Origin of the sequence: Bradyrhizobium zhengyangense, assembly GCF_022012435.1 — a bacterium.
In the GTDB taxonomy this organism is placed as follows: domain Bacteria; phylum Pseudomonadota; class Alphaproteobacteria; order Rhizobiales; family Xanthobacteraceae; genus Bradyrhizobium; species Bradyrhizobium zhengyangense.
On the sequence record NZ_JAKLUA010000005.1, the window covers coordinates 262,692 to 282,918 of the forward strand.

At 64.3% G+C, this 20,227-nt stretch carries 18 protein-coding genes and 1 tRNA gene; 6 read left to right on the forward strand and 13 right to left on the reverse strand.

Translation table 11 applies throughout. From position 1 onward, the window contains the following. Positions 1-50: 50 nt before the first annotated feature. Positions 51-135 (forward strand) — tRNA-Leu (locus L6637_RS18315). 164 nt (positions 136-299) lie between these two features. Here the strand turns inward: L6637_RS18315 and L6637_RS18320 are convergent. From L6637_RS18320 to L6637_RS18370, 11 genes are all read right to left on the reverse strand, one after another. After that, complete coding sequence (locus L6637_RS18320; RefSeq protein WP_237863171.1) at positions 300-1,016, reverse strand: hypothetical protein; 717 nt, start codon at positions 1,014-1,016, stop codon at positions 300-302. 30 nt (positions 1,017-1,046) lie between these two features. Continuing rightward, complete coding sequence (locus L6637_RS18325) at positions 1,047-2,906, reverse strand: TIGR02594 family protein (protein ID WP_237863172.1); 1,860 nt, start codon at positions 2,904-2,906, stop codon at positions 1,047-1,049. A 12-nt stretch (positions 2,907-2,918) separates the two neighbouring features. Further along, positions 2,919-4,289, reverse strand: coding sequence for a hypothetical protein (locus L6637_RS18330; protein ID WP_237871656.1), 1,371 nt, complete (start codon positions 4,287-4,289; stop codon positions 2,919-2,921). Between the two features lie 49 nt (positions 4,290-4,338). Further along, the gene (locus L6637_RS18335; protein ID WP_237871674.1) at positions 4,339-4,599 is read right to left on the reverse strand and encodes a hypothetical protein; all 261 of its coding nucleotides are present in this window, start codon (positions 4,597-4,599) and stop codon (positions 4,339-4,341) included. A 209-nt stretch (positions 4,600-4,808) separates the two neighbouring features. Continuing rightward, positions 4,809-5,546, reverse strand: coding sequence for an AfsR/SARP family transcriptional regulator (locus L6637_RS18340; RefSeq protein ID WP_237863175.1), 738 nt, complete (start codon positions 5,544-5,546; stop codon positions 4,809-4,811). A gap of 673 nt (positions 5,547-6,219) precedes the next feature. Then, positions 6,220-8,517 carry a heavy metal translocating P-type ATPase gene (locus L6637_RS18345; RefSeq protein WP_237863176.1) on the reverse strand — a complete coding sequence of 766 codons (2,298 nt, stop codon included), beginning with the start codon at positions 8,515-8,517 and terminating at the stop codon, positions 6,220-6,222. A gap of 145 nt (positions 8,518-8,662) precedes the next feature. Further along, positions 8,663-9,706, reverse strand: a complete 1,044-nt coding sequence (locus tag L6637_RS18350; RefSeq protein WP_333909390.1) for a sigma-70 family RNA polymerase sigma factor — start codon at positions 9,704-9,706, stop codon at positions 8,663-8,665. A gap of 26 nt (positions 9,707-9,732) precedes the next feature. Then, positions 9,733-10,491: an SDR family NAD(P)-dependent oxidoreductase gene (locus L6637_RS18355; protein ID WP_237863178.1), complete on the reverse strand. Its 759-nt coding sequence runs from the start codon at positions 10,489-10,491 to the stop codon at positions 9,733-9,735. Between the two features lie 29 nt (positions 10,492-10,520). Next, on the reverse strand, positions 10,521-10,961 hold the full coding sequence (locus L6637_RS18360; protein WP_237863179.1) for a DUF3237 family protein: 441 nt from the start codon (positions 10,959-10,961) through the stop codon (positions 10,521-10,523). 63 nt (positions 10,962-11,024) lie between these two features. Further along, a complete protein-coding gene (locus L6637_RS18365) occupies positions 11,025-11,819 on the reverse strand; it encodes an SDR family NAD(P)-dependent oxidoreductase (RefSeq protein ID WP_237863180.1) in 795 nt (264 codons plus the stop codon). Positions 11,820-11,955: 136 nt separating this feature from the next. Beyond that, positions 11,956-12,417 carry a DUF6314 family protein gene (locus L6637_RS18370; protein WP_237863181.1) on the reverse strand — a complete coding sequence of 154 codons (462 nt, stop codon included), beginning with the start codon at positions 12,415-12,417 and terminating at the stop codon, positions 11,956-11,958. A 94-nt stretch (positions 12,418-12,511) separates the two neighbouring features. Here L6637_RS18370 and L6637_RS18375 point away from each other — a divergent pair, with 94 nt between their 5' ends. The 4 genes from L6637_RS18375 to L6637_RS18390 all read left to right on the forward strand — a co-directional run bounded on the left by L6637_RS18375 (position 12,512) and on the right by L6637_RS18390 (position 18,466). After that, complete coding sequence (locus tag L6637_RS18375) at positions 12,512-12,745, forward strand: hypothetical protein (RefSeq protein WP_237863182.1); 234 nt, start codon at positions 12,512-12,514, stop codon at positions 12,743-12,745. 281 nt (positions 12,746-13,026) lie between these two features. After that, entirely contained in the window at positions 13,027-15,738 is a 2,712-nt protein-coding gene (locus L6637_RS18380; protein WP_237863183.1) for a DUF2235 domain-containing protein, read from the forward strand. Positions 15,739-15,878: 140 nt separating this feature from the next. Then, positions 15,879-16,550, forward strand: a complete 672-nt coding sequence (locus tag L6637_RS18385) for a response regulator transcription factor (RefSeq protein WP_237863354.1) — start codon at positions 15,879-15,881, stop codon at positions 16,548-16,550. Beyond that, the gene (locus L6637_RS18390) at positions 16,547-18,466 is read left to right on the forward strand and encodes a sensor histidine kinase (protein ID WP_237863184.1); all 1,920 of its coding nucleotides are present in this window, start codon (positions 16,547-16,549) and stop codon (positions 18,464-18,466) included. The genes L6637_RS18385 and L6637_RS18390 overlap by 4 nt, the downstream gene beginning before the upstream one ends. 150 nt (positions 18,467-18,616) lie before the next feature. On the opposite strand, the gene L6637_RS18395 is transcribed toward L6637_RS18390, so the two are convergent. Further along, a complete protein-coding gene (locus L6637_RS18395) occupies positions 18,617-18,907 on the reverse strand; it encodes a hypothetical protein (protein ID WP_237863185.1) in 291 nt (96 codons plus the stop codon). Positions 18,908-19,140: 233 nt separating this feature from the next. On the opposite strand from L6637_RS18395, the gene L6637_RS18400 reads away from it, so the two are divergent. After that, entirely contained in the window at positions 19,141-19,365 is a 225-nt protein-coding gene (locus tag L6637_RS18400) for a hypothetical protein (RefSeq protein ID WP_237863186.1), read from the forward strand. 102 nt (positions 19,366-19,467) lie between these two features. Here the strand turns inward: L6637_RS18400 and L6637_RS18405 are convergent, their stop codons facing one another. After that, the gene (locus L6637_RS18405) at positions 19,468-20,145 is read right to left on the reverse strand and encodes a hypothetical protein (RefSeq protein WP_237863187.1); all 678 of its coding nucleotides are present in this window, start codon (positions 20,143-20,145) and stop codon (positions 19,468-19,470) included. Positions 20,146-20,227 lie beyond the last annotated feature (82 nt).

Here is a 20,227-nt window from a genome sequence, read left to right on the forward strand (position 1 = left end):
TATAGTCCGCCGGCTTCGCGACGCCCTCCTTCCGGAGGGGCCGACCGAGGGCCCCTGTGGCGGAACTGGTAGACGCGCTCGACTCAAAATCGAGTTCCGCAAGGAGTGCTGGTTCGATTCCGGCCAGGGGCACCATTCCTGAACAGATTTACGAACCGGGGTTTTCGGTTCGCCGTTCGGGCCGAGCGTTGCCCTGATATTGTCATTTGAGCCGATGCTGCGGATGGTGCGGTCGCGCGAGATGGCCGTTTGTTAGCTAGCACCGCCGCCGCGCGCTGATACAAGCCCTGCCTTTGCCGTCACTTCTTGAGGACGCCTGCAGTAGTTGCCGCCGTCTGAAGCGCGCTCGCGACGTCCTTGGCGATCGGGGCCAGCGGTGTTGCGATCAGGCCGGTGACCAGGAAGAAGATCAGGTTCTCCTGCGAGTGTCCCCAGATTGACATGCCGGCGATTTCGCTCAGCACGACCGACGTCCCCATGGCGAGAGTCTTTGCGGCGTTGCGATATTTCTGATCGCCGCGCTCATAGGCTTCATCGATCACGGCCGTGAGCACGGATTCGAACTGCGCGAGAGCACCGGTGTTTTCGGCCGCGGCGGCCCCCCCGTCGGCCTTCTTCTGTGCCGCCGACAGCAACGCGCCGGCATCGACCGCCGCGACATTGGCGAGCGCCGCTGCATTGGCCGGCGACAAGCTGAGCTGAATGAGCGATTTGGCCTTGGCCTTCTGGTCAGGCTTGGCCGCGCCGTTCAACCAGTCGCCTTTCAGGGTTCGCAGGATCGCGTGCTTGCCGAAGGGCGCCGCGTTCGAGGCGATCGCATCCAGGAATGGGGCGAGCCCGTCTTCGATGAAGCCGAACCCGAAATTGGACGGTCCGCCGCGAAACATCTTTGTCGTGTCGACCAATCCCATGGACGCGCCACCGAGCGCGCCGATGGCTGTGACGAGATTCGCGAGATTCGACACGCTGCCGTTAAGCAGCGCTTGGATGACGCTCGTGGATGGGGTGACGTCCATTTTTCTCTCCAGGTCGACGGGGACCCTGCATCAGGCCATCAGTGAATTGGCCTTGTGCAGCCGGTCGGCGATCTCTGCGGTTTGATTCGCCGGAATTTCGACGAAGCGCACGAAGGCGGTCACGGCTTGCTCGAGGTTTGTCGCCTTGACGAAGCTGGGCACCTTTTTGCAAACGCCGATGATGATATCGGTGTTCTTTTTCGCATCGAGGAGGTCGGGCAGCTGATGACCAACCCCGAGACCCTTTCGCATGTTGAGCTGGAACAGCCCGACGCTGTCTTCGATCGAATTGTTGGTTCTCGCGTCGGCCTTGAGGGTCGATTCTTTCCATGCATTGGCAACCGCCGTGATCTGATGGATCCGATCGAAGCCGGCGGCGGCAAAGGCATTCATGATGATATCGGCGTTCTTCCTCTGATCGGGACCGAAATCCTTGGGGAGGTTGATGTTGCCGACGGCAACAGGTCCGGTGGCAGTGGCCCCTGCCACGTCGAGCCAGCGGATCGCCGCGACGCGCGAGCGCGCAAAGGTGCTCTCCTTCACCTGATCCGACTGGTTGCCGCCCAGCAGCGTGATCGTGTTGGTGTCGCCCCTGACGTAGAAGCCGACGTGACCGGTGGTGTCGTGCTTCTCCGTCGGCGCCAGCACCACGACCGCGCCCGGTGGCGTATTGCTGGCGTTGATCGGCAGCGGATCGCCCCAGCTCTTCCACGATGAGGCCGTTGCCGGATTATTTTTCGGTACGCTGGCGGCGGCGACCGGATTGTTGCAGGTCTTCATGCAAAATGAGACGAAGGCCGCGCACCAGGGTGTCTGCGACGTGTCGGTCGGGAAACTGATCGACTTGAAATATTCGAGGATCCTGGCGTCGCTATTTCCGACGCCCTCCTTGATATTCTTGGCCTGTTCTTGCCTGGCAACATCCAACCACGGCGCCTTGCCGGAGCCGAGGACCGCGACAATCGTCTCCGGCGCGTTCTTGTTGATGAGATCGAAGGCGTCGCTCAGCCCCTGGGCGAATCTCGTGCTGACGCCGTTGACGAAATCCGTAACGGTCTTGGCGTTGGCGTCGTTCGTTCCCGTCAGACCGGGGCGCGCCTTGAACAGGGCCGCAATCTGGTCGTCGGCGAGGCCCGCCTTGCTCTTGAGAAAATCATTGAGCTTGAGGGTACCGTCGGACCCGGCTGCCGGCGCCGCAGCCGCCGGATCCTGGCCCATATCCGCCGGCGTCGCGGCCGCCGCAGCGAGCATGATCGCCGCTTTCGGGCTGGCGGTCAGATAGGCGAGGAAGATTTCCAGATAGCTCGGCAGCGGCGGCTCGGTGTCGCTGCCCTGGCCGGCGTTCCGCTTCGCCTGGGTGATCGCCTTGGCGTCCGTGAACATCGTGAAGGCCGCGCCCCAGGCCTGGGACAGAGCATCATCCACGCTCCCCGTCCCGAAGCCGGCCGCAAGCGTGCCGCCATTATCGAGGAAGCGCTGCCATTCGGCCGTGCTGATCTGGCATGGACCGACGCCATCCGATCCGGGAATCTTGGGGCCAACATTCACCATCTTGTGGCCGGTATCCTGGGTTTCGAAGATCGCCCGTGCAATCACATAGTCGGCCGAGACGAACCAGGGCGCGGTCTGGTCCAGCGCGTTGACGGCGCGCTCCGCGACGAGGCATTCGCGAACGAAGGCCGCTTCGCTCATAATGTCTCGCCCCTTCACGGCCAGGCTTTCTTTCGCAACCCAGCCGGTTTCATCCGCATCGTCGACCTTGACTTCGATAAAGTCGCCCGAGACGTTTCCGGTGCCGACGACGGTCATGTTTCCGGTCAAGCCATCGATGGCCTTGCCGCCGGGCTTATCGAGCAGGTCGGGGAAACCTTTAACCAGATAAACTGTCATGGCTGACCTTCATCAATGTTTCGGAGGCGCAGCGGGAGCCGCATTCGGATCTGGATTTGGACTTGAAGCCGCATTTGGAGTCGCAGCCGGAGCCGCGGTTGCGGCTGCTTTGTCTCTTTGCAGCTTTACGAGCCTGGCCACCAAGGCCGGGGTCGCCTGGGTGGTTGCTGAAGCCACCAGATCAACTTGTCCCAACTCTGTGCGAACCAGCGCGATCTTGGTGCGCAACGCCGGCGCACCAAGCTTGGTCGTGTTTAGAAGGGGCGCGCTGGGCCCCGAGACGTTCAGCAGGTCTATGAAAGCGCTCAGGTTGCCGGCACTGGGATTGTTGCCGTTGACGTCCTGCACCGTCGTATTGGCGAAGGTGAACTTCTCGAAGAAATTCATCGCGTCGCCGCAGTCCGGCTGGCTGATGATCGCAAGCCGCTCGGTCTTGTCGATGATACGATTGACCGTCGGCTTCGGCGTGCTCCGCGTCGCCTCGTAGATGTCGATGAGCATCTGGATCAGTTTTGTCTGGGGCAGGCCGCTCTTGGTGTTCTTGTCGAGACAAAGCCCATTCAGAGCGAATTGCTCGTCCTCGTTGCTCAGCGCACCTTTCTCGGCAAAGAATTGATCGAACTCAGCGCGCGGCGGGTTGAAAGGGCGGTCCGGCTTCTTCACCACGCTCGTCGGCGTGAATGGCACGCCCGCGCTCCGGGGTGAAATCAACGAGTCCTTTTGCAGCCCGTCGGCACCGTTGCGCTCGAACGTGGCGATGGTGTTGTTGATCTCGGTCTCGATCGTCATCGGCATGCACAGGCGCAGATAGGAGCGCAGCGCATAAAGGGCATTCGGCCTGCTGATGATGGCGACCGCCTTGGTCGACGCCGTACCCATCAGCCGGTCCCGGTATTCCTTCTGCCGGCTGAGCACGACCGCCTGAATCGTCGAGTGCGGCATGGTGAGGATCAGGCGCGACTGGACGTTGGTGAAAGTACCGGCCGCGAGCCCGAAAGCGGCACCGACGATGGTGATCGGGTTGGCGCCCACCCCGCTCGCCAGCATGATCGTCTGCGCGGTCGCGCTGGCGAGAGCCAGTTCGTTGAGCACCGGCTCGCGCGTGCGCTGCGCATCGTCGAGCCAGGCCAGATAGGCATCGCAGCGCTGGTCGATATCGTTCATGCCGGCCTGGACGAACAGCCACCATGTTTTCGCATCATAGGGATCGGGGCCGCAACTCGTCACACCATCGAAAGCCGTCGGCACGATTCCGGCTTGCTGGCAGATCGCGGCAACGTAGGCGTTCTGCAGGTCGGTCTGCGCCGCAACATCGGCGGGATAGAGCTTGGTGCCGACGCCCTGGTTGGAGCTCAGGTCGCAGCCGGCAGAAAACAGCGCCATCGCGATACACGCCGCCCACCTCGCAACGTAGCGCATCCACGCCCCCGTCTTAGCAGAGTGACTTGTCGTCAAAATCATCGCCAGATGTCCCGGTTCTCGGCTCCTCGGAGCGCTCGTATTTCTCCTCGGCAGCGTTCAAATTGGCAGTGACGATCGTGAAGGCGCTCTGGACGTCGTCGACGACGTCGCGGCGACCCGTGTTGATGTTGCGGACCTGCACCCGCCAGCGAGCCGAGCCGCTGCCGTCGAGCGCCTCCCGCCAGAATCGCAGGATGAAAACCGGATCAAACGGTGGTCTTTGCAAGCTCATGCCGTGACGATGGCATGGTCCGAACTCGGAACGATCCGGCGATGATCTCGGGATCGCCAGGTGTCCGATCTCGGCTCGCCCGCGGATGGCTCGCGCAGAGATGGTCTGCCGATCACGGTGAGATCACGGCATGACTTGCAGCCGCGCGGGCAGCGCCGGCGACCCGGTCGCAGCAAGTACGTATGATGCTCTGGGCAGTGAGAGTGAGCTCAGCTCAGGAAGCGCTGTCGTCCATCGGTGCCGAACAACCGCGCGCGCAAATGCTGCAAGGTTTCGGCATCGTGCAGGTTCTTGATCTCTTCGATGGTCGCCCGTGTGGCCGGAAGCGGCGAAATCCCAAGCTCTTTCCTGATCAGGCCGATCCAATGATCATAATATCGAATGGCGTCATTGCGCCGCTCGTCGAGCGCGAGCACGATCAGGAGGTATCGAACCAACTCTTCCCTGTAGGGATCGAAGCGGAGTGCGTGACGCGCGAGCTGAATGGCCTCGTGATGACGCTCCTGCTGTCCAAGATGCCGGACGAGGGTGAGGGCGGCCTGGACGAACATGGAATGAAGCCGCTCACGTTCCTCCAGAACCCAATCGGCCTCCTCTCCATCCAGGAAGGGACCCTCATACCGGTACAGGACGGTCAGTATCTCCTTGATCCTGCGCGTGTCGAGGTCAGCCACGGAGCCGCCGAGCGTCGTCTGGGCGGCGTGAAGGAGAGCCCAGGTATCGACGTCGAGCCACGCGCACTTCTCCAGGATCGTCTCAAGGCCCACGGTCCTGAGATTGTTATCCTTTTCGCACTCGCGAGACGACGCGAGCAGTTTCCGCAGGCGCCAGACCGCCGAGTTCATGGCCCGGCGCCCTCTCTCTGCGTCGAGGTCCGGCCAAAACAGGTCGATCATTCTTTCGCGGCGATGTGGGCGATCGGGAAAAGTGAAGAGAAAACCGGCCATCCGCCGCCCGGCTGGTCCGAGTTCAGCCCAGATATGTTCGTGGTCACTCGCGACTCGGCTGGACCCGAGCAGGCTTATCGTCAACACGGCCTTGCCCCCAAACGCACGCTTCAAAGGAACTTTTTAGAATTCGCCCTAAAATTGTAGCCTGACAAAAAACTGCCCAGAGTCAAGATTTCAAATCGACGCCGCTGCTCGCAGCTCCCTGATGAGCTTTGCAGGCATTGTAGTGGGGTAGCGGGGTAGCGGGTTTACGTTCGCTCTGTCGACGGGCAACCTAAATCACTCCAAGGGCACGCTAGATGGATCTGAGGTCTTCCCGCCGAGCAGGGTCGCTTCCGTCGGGAAACGCTATTTTGGATCGGCTTCAATAAGGTGCAGCATCCGCCCCCCGAAGGCCGTCGATGAACTCCCCAAGGGAGCGCATGCAAAGACATCTTCTCGGTTGCGTCCGGGTGAGGGCTTAGAGAGCAAAAGAGCAATGTCTGATTGAATGCAATTACATGGTGATTTCAACTATATAAGAGTTCGCAATTTAGTTCTGAATGGCGCACCATCCTGAAAATATAAGTAAGAACAATAGCGTTTCACGACGAATTTCGTTATTCCGAACAAAGGAATTGAGACGGCCGTAGCCCTGCTTTGCTTCGGGGCCGTCGCGTGAATGGCGAACTCAAGCTGCCGTCTGAGCCGCCACGGCTTCGTAAATGTCCTCCTCCTGAGCAGTGTGCATGCGCACCAGCGTTTCGATCGCCTCGATCACCCGTTGGGCATCCCGGACAAGATAGCGATCGACCTTCTCCGACGGCAGATCCTCCACGATCCGATCGAGCAGCCTTGTCAGGTGCAGAATCTCCCGATGGGCGCGGCTCATGGCAGAAAGGCCGTGGCGTTCGCGGAGCACCTCCGCAAGCTTCGGATAGACGCTGTCCTCGTCCTCGCGCTCATGCATCACGACGCTGCTCTGAACAAGGCGCTGGGCCTCCACTATCAGCGCCGCAGCGGATTCGGGCGTCGCATCATCCAATGCATCGACGATTCTGCGCACCCGGTCGAGGTCCTTGAAGAGGGCCAGATGATCGTGATGCAATGCCAGCCCCTGCTCCGCGCTGATGCGTGCACCGCCCCTGGCAAGGGCCGGAGTGAGCGCCCGCAATGCGTTCAGAATGACCGCAACGTCGATGATCTCCTGGACGATGGCCGCGGGCACGGGATTGAGCCAGCCAACGGTTGCAGCGACCATTGCCACCAATGACAACCCCATGCCGACAACAATGCTTTGCAGGGCGATGCGTCGTGCTCGCTGCGCAATCATGATCGCCTCGCCGACGCGATCGAGCCGGTCGGCCAAGATCACTACATCGGCGGCCTCGGACGACGCGGTCGCGCCGCGCGCGCCGAGCGCGACCCCGATATCGGCCACGGCCAGTGCCGGGGCGTCATTGATGCCATCGCCGACCATGATGGTCGGATGCAGCCTCTGCTCCGCGCGGACTGCCTCGACCTTGTCTGAAGGAACGCGGTCGGCCAGCACGGCGTCGAGGTCGAGCGCGGCACCGATGGCCTGCGCTGCCGCGGCGCGATCGCCCGTGACCATCACCATTCGCGCGATGCCGGCATCGCGCAGCAGCCGGATCGCTCGCGGCGTATCGGCCCGCAACTCGTCGGCCAGCAGCAACGCTCCGATCGGACGGCGATTCACAGCGACGAAGACGATCAGGGCCGAGCGCCATGAGGCGCGCCGGATCGCCCGCAGCTCCCAAGGCAACAATTCGGCATGCGCGCGAAGCAGCTCTCGCGAGCCCGCAGTGACCCTTCGCCCGTCGACCAGGCCGCTCAAGCCGGTGCCCATGGTTTCCTTGACTTGTTCGGGCGCTTTCAGCTTGAGGTGGCGATCGAGGGCTGCAGCGACGACGGTCTTGGCAAGCACGTGATGCGAGGCCTGCTCGAGCGATGCCGCAAGCCTGAGGACCTCGTCCGGATCTTCCCCGGGAGCGACCTCGACAGAAAGCAACCGTGCCCCTCCGACGGTCAGGGTGCCGGTCTTGTCAAACAGCACCGTGTGCGCGCGAGCCAGCGCTTCCAAGGCCCCTCCACCCTTGGCGAGGATGCCGCGCCGGGCCGCGCGCGCCACCCCCGCGATGAAGGCGACTGGTGCAGCCAGGATCAGGGGGCAAGGCGTCGCCGCCACCAGCACAGCAAGGCTGCGCGTCAAATCACCGGAAATCCACCATGCAAGGAAGGCGACCGCGAGCGTCACCGGGAGAAGGACCAGCGCAAAACGATCGGCCATCCGCACAAAGGGCGCCTTCGCCGTTTGGGCTGCCGTCACCATCCGCACGATGCCGGCATAGGTGCTCTCGCCGGCCGGCGCGGTCACGGTCAAGTCGAAGGTCTCGCCCGCGTTCAACGAACCGGAAAGAACTGCGCTGCCGCGTGTCTTCTCGACCGGAATGGGTTCGCCGCTAACCGCGGACTCGTCGATGGTGGCCGAGGCCGAGCCAACGATACCGTCGACCGGCACGATCTCGCCCGCTCTGACCAGCAGCTCTTCGCCCACCGACACTGCCTCGATCGGGACCTCCTCGATCCCGCTGTTGCCTTTGCGGTGTGCCCGCCGCGGTGCGCGATCGACCAGGGAGCGCAGGTCACGCTCCGCCCGCGCGATCGCGATATCCTCCAGCACGTTGCCGCCGGAATACATCAGCGCAACCACGGCGCCAGCAAGCGGCTGGCCGAGCGCCAACGCCGCGCTCATCGACAGCAGCGCAATCGCGTCCACTCCGAAGCGACCGCCCAGAAGATCTCTGACGATCGAGACCGCCAGTCCGCCGATCACGGGCGCGGTGCCGAGTTTCCACGCAAGATCCGCAAGATCAGGCCGGCCCGCCACCCGCGCGAGAATACCCGCGGTCAATCCTGCGATTGCAATCGCAACCAGGCCCCATCGCAGGACCCGCTCAAACGACATGGCTTGGTTCCATAGCTACACGGACTTCACTCTCTCCCGAAACCGGCATCGTCGCTTGAGCAGAATCAAACGCCCAGTCGAGGAATCCCATCCAGAAGTCGTCCGAGGAGGAGGAGGCCAATGCGAAGCGGCTCAATGAGCCGGGTCAGGGCTCCAGCACCGCCGGCAGCCGGAACACAGTGAAAAGCTTCGGGGCGAGCGGCTGCATGAACATCGTCATCGCCGCGATCCGATCCTTGTCCAGCGCCAGGAGCTGGATGGAATGGGCATTCCAGCGCCTTTCCGCGCCGAGGGAGTAGAGGGCGAATGCCGGCTGCAGGTTTGCGCCGACAGGCACCAGCCTGAAGCCGCGGTAGGCGGGCCAGACGGCCCGGAAGAAATCCGCGATCGAAGAGCGGCCGCGATACCACTCTCGCCAGGGAGGCATCGAATAGACGGCGTCTTCCTTCAGCAGCGAGACGAACCGCTCCAGGTCGGCGCTTTCCCAGGCCAGCACGTAGCGCTCCAGCAGGCTTCGCTGATGCTCATCGGCGGTCGGGGCCTGCCGAACGTCACGGTCGAGCGTGACCAGCTTGGCCCGCGCCCGTTGCAGGGCGCTGTTCACCGAGGCCACCGAAGCATCGAGCACGGCGGCGACCTCGATCGCTGACCAGCCCAAGACGTCGGCCAGCAGCAGCACGGCGCGCTGGCGCGGCGGCAGTTGCTGGATGGCGGTGATGAACGCGAAACGGACAGACTCGCGCAGCTCGTAGCGGACGTCAGGCCCTCCGGCGGGATCCGGCAGGCTCTCGAGCTCGGCGTCGGGATAGGGCTCGATCCACAGCGTTTCCGCATCCGACCGCCCCTGCGGCCTCTGGGTCGACGGGCCTCCCAGCTGGTCGGGCATTGTCCGGCCGTGCTTCGAACGGCGCGCCATATTGAGCGCAACGTTCGTCGCGATCCGGTAGAGCCAGTTCTTGATCGAGGCGCGCGCCTCGAAGTCGTCGAAGCCCCGCCAGGCCCGCAGCATGGTCTCCTGGACCGCGTCCTCGGCCTCGTGAAGCGATCCCAGCATCCGATAGCAATGCAGCTTGAGCGCGCGGCGATGCGCTTCGGCCACGCGGGCGAAGTCCGCTCGGCTCGGCGGCGCAACGTTTGGAGAACCGACCGACGTCCTGTCTCTCATGACGATACCATTTGGCGACACCATTGAATTGCTGCAGTCCCGCTCTTCTCTCAGCTTGCCGCGGCGACGCCATTGGCCGAAACGGTGAAGATCGCCCCTGCCTGAGCCGGCGGCTTGACCGCGGCTTCGAGCACCGCCTCGGCGACATCTGCGGGCGACTGGCGCGCGCCCATGTTCTCGAGGAACTTCTGCTGGGGAATGCCGAGGTAGCGGGCGTAGCCGGTCACGGCGGCCTGCCCGAGCTCCGTCTCCGGCATGACACGGGAGGGGACGAGCGCGACGAAACGGATGCCGAGCTCGCGGCGATCAGATTCGGCCTGACAGTATTGGGCAATGAACATCTGCATGCGCTTGGCGCCAGCGTAGCCGCCCGAGATCGGCGACCCGCCGAGGCCGGCCCCGCTGGAGATGATGACCACGACCGAGCCCGGCGCAAGCGGCAAGTTGAGCGCCTCGCGGCAGAACAGGAAGGCCATCTTGGTGTCGACTTCCCAATTCACGCCGAATTCGGCCCAGGTGAGCTCGGGGATCGGACGGACCGGCGGGATCGCCCCGCCGCATATCACCAGCAGATCGGGCCTCGTCCTGGCGAAGACCTCCTGCGGCGCGGCTTCCGAAGCGGCGTCCAGCGCCAGCGTGTCGACGCGCATTTCCTTTGCGAGATAGGAAAGACCGCGCGCCTGCCTGGCGACCGCCAGGACATGCGCACCTTCGTCCGCAGCACGCCGTACGATCTCGCGGCCGACGCCCCGGCTGGCGCCAAGGACGACCACTCGCTTGCCCTGCAGCAATCCGTTTTCCGACGACATGGCTCAAATCTCCCAAGCGCGCCCCAATCTCAATGCAGATACGCGTCGATGTGGATCTTGCCTGTCGCCAGGTTCGCGTAGCCCGCGCCCCAGGCCGGCCGTGCGTTGACCCAGGCATAGGCCGCGGCGGCCGTGGTGAGGTCGATCTTCACAGCCAGGTCGACGATCGGCTCACCGTCGCGCGGGGTCCCGACGCCGTCGGCGGAAAACGCGATCCGGCTGCCATCCTCGGTCTCGATGGTCGCGCGGAGATCGAGCTCCCTGCGGCCATCGGCACGGACACGCAAATAGTCGATGCCGCGCATCGCGCCCGTCATGCGGCCTTTGATCGGTCCCGCGAGCGCGACGTCGAATTGAGCGCCGTGCAGCGGCACACTCTGTTGTCCCGCTAATACGGCCTGCATGTTCAGGCCGTATTCAGTCACACTCATGATGTCGAGATCGTATTCGAAGATCTTTTCGTAGCTCATGGCTTCTCTCTCTTAAGTGTCTCTACAAACCCGGCGTCGCTGATCGCCGGCAGCAGAACGCGCTCAGTCGACGATCAACCCGCCGGTCAGGTTCGCCACGGTTCCGGTCATACCGCTGCCCCGATCGGAGACCAGGAAGGCCGCCATGTCCGCCACCTCGGAGAGCTTGCTCGAGCGCTTGCGATGCGTGAGGCTCTCGATGAAGCCCAGGAACTGCTCGCGCGGGATGCCCATCGCGCTGGCATGCAGCCCGAAGACGACCTCGATTGTCTCCGTCTCCGGCATGCCGGTCGAGCGCAGGCAGATCGCGCGAACACCTCTCGCACCGAATTCGGCGGACAGGTTGCGGTTCAAGGCTTCCATCGCCGCCCAGGCGGGACCCATCCCTCCGACCAGAGCCGCACCGAGCCGTGCGGGTTCAGGGGTGTGCATCAACAGCACACCGGAGCCTTGCCCGGCCATTCGCCGTGCCGCCGCTCGCGCCGTCAGGAAGTGCGATCGCATGTAGGCGGTGATCGGCGCGGTGAAGCTGTCGACCGACAGCTGGGCAATCGGGATCCCCTGGGTCCCTGGCTGCGGGATCGGCGTGATGGCGTTGAAAGACACATCTAGCCGCCCGCTGGACTTGAAGACCGTGGCCACGTGGCTTTCCACGGCCTCTTCGTCCAGAGCATCGACCTGAAAGGCCGTTGCTGTTCCGCCTGCTGCGACAATCTCCTTGGCCACGCGCTCGACCTTGCCGAGCGTGCGGCCGGAGAGGAAGACTTTGGCCCCTTCGCGGGCGAATGTCCGCGCCACGGCGCCGCCGATGGCCCCGCCGGCGCCGTAAATGACTGCTGTCTTGTTTTCGAGGAGCATGACGAGCCCTTTTCATCTCGAGTTCGGTGCGGAGGCCGGTTTGGCCACCGTCATCGCTCATAGAGACCCTCGGCACCCCGGAGACTCATCGGCGTCGGCGAAAAAATTTCGGGGTGTCGCGAAGCGACAGCAGGCCTCACGCCTTCCGCCTATAAGTCGTGACCATCGTGTAGTCCTTGCGCGGACCTGACACGATGTGGCGAATGACAAAGCTGCCTTCGGGGCGGAAGGTGTAGGTCGACTGATAACGGTCGAAACCACACAGATGGTCGGCGCTTCCGTTCAAGGCGCCGTCGTCGGACGCAACCAGTTCGACCGTGTGGAAGAGCCGCGGCGGGGCCTCCTTGAAGAAGACGTCGAATCCGCGGCCGTGCCCGTGGAAGACGTACTCGCGCTCAGCTTCGAGTTCTGTGCCGGTCAGGAGCTTCAACCGTCCCTGTTCGCGATAGGCCAGGCCGTCCGGGCCGGACGGCGTGAAGGTCGCAAGACCCTGCATGCTCCCCTGCCCCTCGATCAGCCTGTTGAACGACCAGGAGCCGGTCAGCCGCTTCGTCACCTCGGAGCCGTCACCCCAGTTGCCGGTCACAGTCTCGTTCATATCCTTCGGGCCTCGACCACCAGCGACGCGTTCGACTTTGCCGGGCCAGTACCTATATCCTGGGGCGGATAGGTGTCGATGCAGTGAGCATGTGATGGCCAGGAGACCCACGACCGGAACGGACGTCGACGACCTGCCCCGCTATCTCGTCTGGGTTCGTGGGCTCGAGGGGCCGGAGCCGCAGAAATGGATCGACATGGATTTCGGCATCGGCGACTGGAAACGGCCGCAGGTGCTGGCTTGGCTGGAGCTGCCGATGGACGAACGGCGCCTGCCGCTGTCGATGCTGGCACGGCGCTATCCGCCACCGAAGGTGGAGACGCTATAAGCGCGCGCACACTTGCCCCGCGCCGCCGACGGCGTCAGGCCGAACCTGCGGCGAAAGAGCGATTAAAATAAGAGAGGTCCCGGGGCTCGCCCGGGCATTTCTTTTGCCGACTGTGGCCTAGTTCATAGACGGCCCGAGCGAGACAGCGCGATCCTTGTTGCTACCTCGGCGCGTTCTCAGACAAAATACATCCAATATTTCATAGTGCATCTATCGATTGAATTCAGAGGATGCCGCCCTTCAGGGCTTGAAGCATCCCCGACAGAATTTCGGAGGGGCCCATGACTCACCATGACGGAACGCCGCACGGCAGTCCTGTAGCAGCGGATCATCCGCATGCAGATCAGACTGCGACTACACCCGGCGCGCGGGTGCCGCGCAAGCTGGTGCTGTTCGCCGATGGCACCGGCAACGCCTTCACGACCCAGGAATCCAGCGTCTGGCGGCTCTACGAGGCGCTCGACCACACCCAGCCCGACCAGATCGCCTATTACATCAAGGGTGTCGGCACCGCCGGCTGGGCGCCGCTCGCCGCGCTTGATGGCGCCACCGGCATCGGCGTGCCGGCCAACGTTCGCAAGCTCTATCGCTTTCTGTGCTGGAATTGGCGCCCGGGCGACGAGATCTACATCTTCGGCTTCAGCCGCGGTGCTTTCACCGCCCGCACGCTGGCGGCCCTGATCGCCAGCCAGGGTCTGGTGCCCGCAGTGATCGACGACGAGCCCGTCTCGCATGCCGAAATGGAGCGAAACACCATGTCCGCGTGGCGCGAATACCGCCGCGAGACGGTGCCGTGGAAGCGAAGCCTGCCGACGATCTGGATCACGCGCCTAATTCGGGACATCGTGCTCTACTTCTATCATTTGCTGTTCGGACACCGCTCCTACACCGCGGTCCGCGCGGCGATGAACGGCCGCAAGGACGTCAATATCGACTTCCTCGGACTGTTCGACACGGTCGAGGCCTTCGGCGTCCCGATCGAGGAACTGCGCGTTGCGATCGACTGGGCTATCTGGCCAATCTCGTTCCGCAACCACCGCCCCTCTCGCAAGGCAAAGTACATCTGTCACGCGCTTGGGCTCGACGACGAGCGCACTACCTTCCATCCGCTGCGGATTGACCAGTCTCATCTCGCGGCCGATCAGACGGTCAAAGAGGTATGGTTCGCCGGCGTCCATTCCGACATCGGCGGCGGCTATCCGGACTGCACATTGTCGTTCGTTCCGCTGGTCTGGATGGCCGACCAGCTCGGCAACAAGCTCCGCTTCCAGAAGGGCACCGTCGAGCACTTCAGGGACTATCAATCGGCGATCGGGCCGATGCACGATTCGCGCAGCGGTGCGGCGGTGCTGTATCGCTACGGCCCGCGTCCGGTCATGGCGGGCAAGGCCAACGGCGGCACGCCTGTGGTGCATTTCGCCGTGGTCGAGCGCATGCTGCACGGCTGCGACGACTACGCGCCGATCATGCTTCCCGCCGACGCCCGGGTGCTGATGCCTGACGGCACCAAGCTCGACCTCACCGACCAGGGGACGCGCGAGGCGATGAAGGGCGCCTATCTGACGAAGGCCAGGGGATCGCGACGGCAGAAGGAAGCCGAGGCGTTCACCGCGATGAGCATGCCCGACGCCGAGATGGCCTCGCTCGCGCGTGACACCGTATGGTGGCGGCGCGTCGCCTATTTCGCGCTGCTGTTCATGGTCGGCGTGATCGCCGCCTGGCCGTGGATCTCTTATCCGTTGGTGCAATGGTCCAAACAGCCCGTGGGCCATGAGGGGATCTCCATCATCGCAAACATCGACTGGGTGCTGGGCGCCGTGGTGGCCCCGTTCGCCAATCTCGTCAGGGACGTGATGCCGTCCTATGCGGCGCCCTGGCTCGACGTCGCGGTCTACTATCCGTTCATCACGTCGATCGTGGGCGCGCTGACCTGGTGGATCTGGAACAAGAATTCGGAGCTGCGTGACACCATCCAGGAACGCGCGCGCCTCGCCTGGAATACGCCCCGTCGCAAGGCGAGCCTGAGCCACATCGACGAGCCGGGCCCGCTGTTGAGGTTCGGCCATTGGATGCGGACGAATGCCGGACCGGCAGGCCGCCTCATCACCAAGGGCCTCGTGCCGGCCATCTTCCTGCTCACGATCTTCGGCTCGGCGGCACTGATCCTGTCGAACAGCTTGTTCACCGGGCGCGTCGCACTCGGAAAGGTCTGCACCACAAGCAAGGATGCTGCCGGATCACCCCAGATCGGCACGCCGGTGCGCGACGACCCGACCGATGCAGTCGCGCTGTTCGACACCAGGACGTTTTGCTGGTGGAGCGGGCTCGCGGTCGAGAAAGGCCGCAAATATCGCGTCTTCATCGACGTCAAGGAGCCCTGGTTCGACCGCACCACCTTGAGCGGAGCGAACGGCTTCCGGACGCATGGGCTGCGTCATACCATCGCTTTGCCGGAGCTGCGTCTGTACGCGGCAAACTGGTTCCAGCCCGTGGTTCGCATTGGGACGAAAGGGGTGACTGAGCTTCCCCTGCAGGCGATCAACGTGATCCCGGCTGACGCGTTGCCGCGTCGGGCCAAGCCGACGCTTCCTGCGGAAGACGATGTTGAAGGACAGAATCAATATCCCGTCAGCCTCGACGATATCGACCGGTTCAAGGGCGAGCTGAAGACGCTCGGCAATTTCGAGCCGATCCCGCAGGATATGCTCGCGGCTGCGGAGCAGGTCTGGCGGACCGAAGGACTGACCGACCGCATCGTCGCCGAGTTCATCGCCCCTGACTCCGGCGAACTGTTCTTCTACGTCAACGATGCGGTGCAGATCTTCCCGCAGCTCTTGCCGCAGTCGATGGTGCCGTCGTGGCTCTTGGTGATCCAGGGCCCACCGGATCTATTCTATCGCAACAACACCGGCACGGCGAAAATCTCGGTGCAGCGCCTGCCCGCACCTGCGCTGCCCGCGGCGAAGACCACTTCGCCGCTGGCGAACAAGTAACGCCACGCCGAGCTGCGCAAACGAAGCCGTTGGGCTCTCAACGCATGGCCTCGCCCCCATGATTATGGGTGTCGCGCCGGTATGGCCGCGGCTAGACTGGCTGCACACGCCGCGGGGGACACGCGGCCGGGACCATGACCATGACGGACCAGGACGAGACCGGTGAGGTCATCACCATCCTCCTCGTCGAAGACGACGCACCGACCTGCTGGCGCCTTCAGGACGCGCTGGCGAAGGCCGGCTACGAGGTGCACACGGCCGGCACGCTGGGCGAAGCCCGCAGCGCGCTTGCGAGCGGCGCGCCCCGCGTGCTGCTGACCGATCTGCGGCTGCCCGACGGCCACGGCGTCGAGCTGATCCGCGAGACCAGGCAGCGTTTTCCCAATACCGAGATCATGGTGATCTCGGCGCTGGGCGACGAGGAAAGCGTCATCTCCGCCATCACCGTTGGCGCCACCGGCTATCTGCTCAAGGACGCCTTCCCGACCGACATCGCGACCACCGTGCGCGATCTGGTCGCCGGGCATTCGCCGATCTCAGCCTCGATCGCGCGCTTCATCGTGCGGCGAACGCAGAATTCGGCCGAGCCACCGCCGGGGCCGGTGCTCAACACCGCAAAGCTGACACCGCGCGAGATCGACATCCTCTGGGGCATCGCCAAGGGATTTAGCTACGCCGAGATCGCCAGCCACCTCGGTCTGTCCAGGCAGACCGTGCCCGGTCACATCAAGAACATCTATCGCAAGCTCGAGGTGCACACGCGCAGCGAAGCGGTGTTCGAGGCGGTGCAGCAGGGCCTGATCAAGCTGTGAGCGAGATTGCCGCGAAGACAGCAGTGCCCAGGCACGCGCTTCAGCTCGCGCGCATGGCGGCATATCTGTTGCTCCAGGCGCTGATCGTGATCGCCATCATCCTGGGGCTGCGGCTCTTCGAGCCGCGCGACCCCGATAATTTTGCCGTGAGCGAGTTCTCACTGCGCGAAGCCGGCACGACGCGGCCCGTGACGCTGCCTGAATTCACCGCGTCGCGCTATTCGCTCACCGATCCGCCGCTCTATTCGGGCAGATTCGTGTTCAGGGACGACGGCGCTGACGCGACCTGGTCGGTGTTCCTGCCGCGCTTCAGCAACGGCGTCGAGGTCGCGATCAACGGCGTCGCGATCCTGGACTCCCGGCGCGATCCCACGGCCAACCGGCCCGACCGCAACACGCCCGAGATCGCGGTGATCCCGGCTTCGCTGCTGCACGAGGGCAGCAACGACATTTCCGTGCGGCTGTTCGTGTGGGGACCGCTACGCGGCTTCCTCGACACCGTCTATGTCGGCCCGGACGCCGCCTTGCGCCCGGCCTTCGAGACCCGCACGCTGCTGTTCGTCACGCTGCCCGTGGTGTTCTCCGCCTGGCAGTCGATCCTCGCCGTCATCCTCGCCATCATGTGGCTGATGCGGCGACACGAGCCTGTCTATGGCGTGCTCGCGGTGGCGATGGTGCTCGGCGTCGTGCAGGCTTTCATCACGCCGCCGGTGCCGCCGGCCGACTCGTCCAGGCTTGTCGGCGTGCTGCTCTCCTCCGCGCCGATCGAGAGCGCACTGATCGTGGCGTCGGCGGTGCTGTTCCTCGGCTGGCGCTGGCCGCGCTATGGCGTGTTGCTGTTCGTGCCCGGACTCATCGTGATCGCAGGCGGTCTCATCGCCGGTCCGCCACTGCCGCGCATTCTCTTCATGCTTCTAGGTATCCCCACGGTCGGATTCTGTCTGGTCCTGATGGCCGGCATCGCAGCCTACGCCGCGCTCCAACGTCAGGACGTCGTCAGCCTCGCGCTCGGCTGTGCGGCGACCATCGTGCTGACCTGCTGGGCCCACGACATGCTGTCGGTGTTCGAGATCATGCCCAACGAACGCACCTTCGTATCGCGGCTGTCCTACTCGGCGCTGCTGATTGCGATCGGCGCCGGCCTGACCTGGCGCTTCGCTCGGGCGCTGAATCAGGTCGACAGCTTTGCCGGCCAGCTCGTCGCGCGCGTGCGCGAGGCGGAGGAACGGCTGAAAGCAAGCTTTGTCCGCGAGGAGGCGCGCGCACGGGCCGCAGCGCTGGCCAACGAGCGCACGCGGCTGATGCGCGACCTGCATGACGGCCTCGGCGGCCAGCTCATCAGCATCGTCGCACTCTCCGAGCGCGGGCACGAGGGCGCGACCATCACGGACGCCGCGCGCGCCGCGCTGAGGGATTTGCGTCTCGTCATCGATTCCATGGACGACATCGGCGGCGATCTCATGCTCGCGCTCGGTTCGTGGCGCGAGCGCGCGGCGATGCAGCTGCGGCCGCATGACATCGCACTCGACTGGCGCGTGGCAACGCCGCAGGGCCTGCCGCTGCACCCGGAACTGCGGCCCTGGCATGTCATCCAGATCGTGCGCATCCTGGACGAGGCCGTGACCAACGCGGTCAAGCACGCGGCCGCGCGCCGCATCACCGTGACCGTCGAGACACGAAACGACGGCCAGGGACCATACGGCGTGATCAGCGTCGCGGACGATGGCCGCGGCTTTGCGCGTGGTGACGACGGCGAAGCTGCGGGTGGGGGCCAGACCGCGCGCGGCGTGCACAACATGAGAAGCCGCGCGAGACGTTGCGGCGCGGTGCTCGACCTGAGCTCGGATGGATCGGGCACACGCGTACGGCTGCAATTGCCGCAGATCTTTCCCGACAGCGATGCGGCCGGCGGCTGAAAAGCCCCCTCCCCGGGCGCATGGGACGTGCGGGGAGAGGGATCGGGCCGGGATCTTGGCTTGCGAAGGACGGGGGGTTCGCTCGCGGGCTCGCTTGCAGCGGGCTCCCTTGGCCCGAAAGAATGCAATCAACTCAATCCAGCAAAGTCATCAACGCACGCCGACGCGATTGACCGGGCCGCCACGATTCATCGGCGTGCCGGCACGGACACCGACACCGGGGGCGCCCACGCCGGGCGTCACCACGGCTGCAGCCGCGACCGGTGCGGCCGGTGCAACCACCACCGCCGCGTCCGGCCGTACCACGCAGCCCTTGGGCACGCCGACCGTCTTGCAATAGACCACCGCCTGCGCCGGGCTCGTACCCAGCGAGACCATCGCCGCACCCGCCAGCATCATCACCGTCAGCCCGGCGCTCAGCGCTCCCACTCTTTTCGACATTCTTGCTCTCCTGCTTCCCGTTCGGCGCCCCGGTGCAATCACCTGATCTTGCGGCCGACGTGCAGCCTCAATGGCAAAAGACTGATCACCAAGACATGCCATGAAGATGGGGGTGCAGCAGGCAAGCCTGCGAGCCGATGCCATGAACATGGCATGGACCGGCCATGGATCTCCGCGAGATGGTCCGCCGCGCTCGATCCCAGCGAACCACCGCAATTGCAAAGAGGTGCTTTATGAAGACTTCAATTCTTGCCGCGCTGCTGCTCACCGCCGCTGTCCTGCCAGCCGTGGCGCAATCCGGCCCCACGCCGCAGGAACAGATCGCGTGCCGCGGCGATGCCAGCAAGTTCTGCGCCGAGCACATCGGCAAGCCGCCGGAGATGAATGCCTGCCTGCGTGAGAACAAGACAAAGCTTTCGGACGGCTGCCGCAAGGTGGTGGAGTCGCACGGCGGCTGACATTTCTTCCTGCTCGCCTTGCGCAGGCGGCCTTCGGCCGCCGTCTCAATACTGAGGGAAAGCATCGCATGCCGCTCACATTCGTGTGCGCGGCATCAAATGCTAGTCGTCATCGTCACCGAACAGCCGGATCTGCGGGAAGCCGCCGCGCGGCCGACCGGCAAAATCACGCGTGTCGGAATCCTGGCGGACGCTGCGCGCGACATCATCCCAATTGGTCTGGTCGCGCCCACCACGCGCATCGCGCTGTTCATAGCGGCGACGCTCCGCCCAGCGCTCGTGGCGCTCTGCACGGCGCCGCTCGGATGCGGCACGCCTGACGTCGGAATCCCTCGCCTTGGCATAGGCGTTCTCGGGAGATGATGCCGGTTCTGTCGAGGCCTGCTGCTCGTTGGACTTCGTCTCCGGCCGAGACGAAGGCGCGGGCTTGGGCTGCTCGACGGCTGCGGTCTGCGCAGGCGGCGGCGCCGGCGGTTCAGCTTTGGCCTCAGTGGTCGGCGCATTGGGCTTCGCGTCCGGCTTGGCTTCGGCCTGAGCTGGCGCAGCAACCATCGTACCGAATACCTGCGAGCCCGTGAGGTATTGCACGCGCTCCGAGGGCGCGTTCGTCATGGCCGGCGCATTGGCCTCGGTGCGTTGCGCCACCCTGCTGGTATCGGGCCCTTGCTTGGGCGCGATTGGATTCATGATGTTGCCGGCAACGATGCCGCCGCCAAGGCCAATTGCAATGGCAGCAACGATCGATCCGGCACCGACGAAATAAGCTGTCGACGTGCGCATTGGCCCACTCCCTGTTTGGAGCGAGCAACGCGGTGGGATTGCCGGATGTTCCTGAAAGACGTGGTTCCCCAGGAGGGAACGA

Bases quoted from the DNA above. Each gene is read 5' to 3' on its own strand.
- L6637_RS18395 (WP_237863185.1), bottom strand. From the start codon at position 18,907: ATGTCGAAAAGAGTGGGAGCGCTGAGCGCCGGGCTGACGGTGATGATG.
- L6637_RS18375 (WP_237863182.1), top strand. From the start codon at position 12,512: ATGGCCAGGAGACCCACGACCGGAACGGACGTCGACGACCTGCCCCGC.
- L6637_RS18370 (WP_237863181.1), bottom strand. From the start codon at position 12,417: ATGAACGAGACTGTGACCGGCAACTGGGGTGACGGCTCCGAGGTGACG.
- L6637_RS18405 (WP_237863187.1), bottom strand. From the start codon at position 20,145: ATGCGCACGTCGACAGCTTATTTCGTCGGTGCCGGATCGATCGTTGCT.
- L6637_RS18355 (WP_237863178.1), bottom strand. From the start codon at position 10,491: ATGTCGTCGGAAAACGGATTGCTGCAGGGCAAGCGAGTGGTCGTCCTT.
- L6637_RS18350 (WP_333909390.1), bottom strand. From the start codon at position 9,706: ATGGTGTCGCCAAATGGTATCGTCATGAGAGACAGGACGTCGGTCGGT.
- L6637_RS18365 (WP_237863180.1), bottom strand. From the start codon at position 11,819: ATGCTCCTCGAAAACAAGACAGCAGTCATTTACGGCGCCGGCGGGGCC.
- L6637_RS18400 (WP_237863186.1), top strand. From the start codon at position 19,141: ATGAAGACTTCAATTCTTGCCGCGCTGCTGCTCACCGCCGCTGTCCTG.
- L6637_RS18380 (WP_237863183.1), top strand. From the start codon at position 13,027: ATGACTCACCATGACGGAACGCCGCACGGCAGTCCTGTAGCAGCGGAT.
- L6637_RS18320 (WP_237863171.1), bottom strand. From the start codon at position 1,016: ATGGACGTCACCCCATCCACGAGCGTCATCCAAGCGCTGCTTAACGGC.
- L6637_RS18335 (WP_237871674.1), bottom strand. From the start codon at position 4,599: ATGAGCTTGCAAAGACCACCGTTTGATCCGGTTTTCATCCTGCGATTC.
- L6637_RS18330 (WP_237871656.1), bottom strand. From the start codon at position 4,289: ATGGCGCTGTTTTCTGCCGGCTGCGACCTGAGCTCCAACCAGGGCGTC.
- L6637_RS18340 (WP_237863175.1), bottom strand. From the start codon at position 5,546: ATGGCCGGTTTTCTCTTCACTTTTCCCGATCGCCCACATCGCCGCGAA.
- L6637_RS18360 (WP_237863179.1), bottom strand. From the start codon at position 10,961: ATGAGCTACGAAAAGATCTTCGAATACGATCTCGACATCATGAGTGTG.
- L6637_RS18345 (WP_237863176.1), bottom strand. From the start codon at position 8,517: ATGTCGTTTGAGCGGGTCCTGCGATGGGGCCTGGTTGCGATTGCAATC.
- L6637_RS18385 (WP_237863354.1), top strand. From the start codon at position 15,879: ATGACGGACCAGGACGAGACCGGTGAGGTCATCACCATCCTCCTCGTC.
- L6637_RS18325 (WP_237863172.1), bottom strand. From the start codon at position 2,906: ATGACAGTTTATCTGGTTAAAGGTTTCCCCGACCTGCTCGATAAGCCC.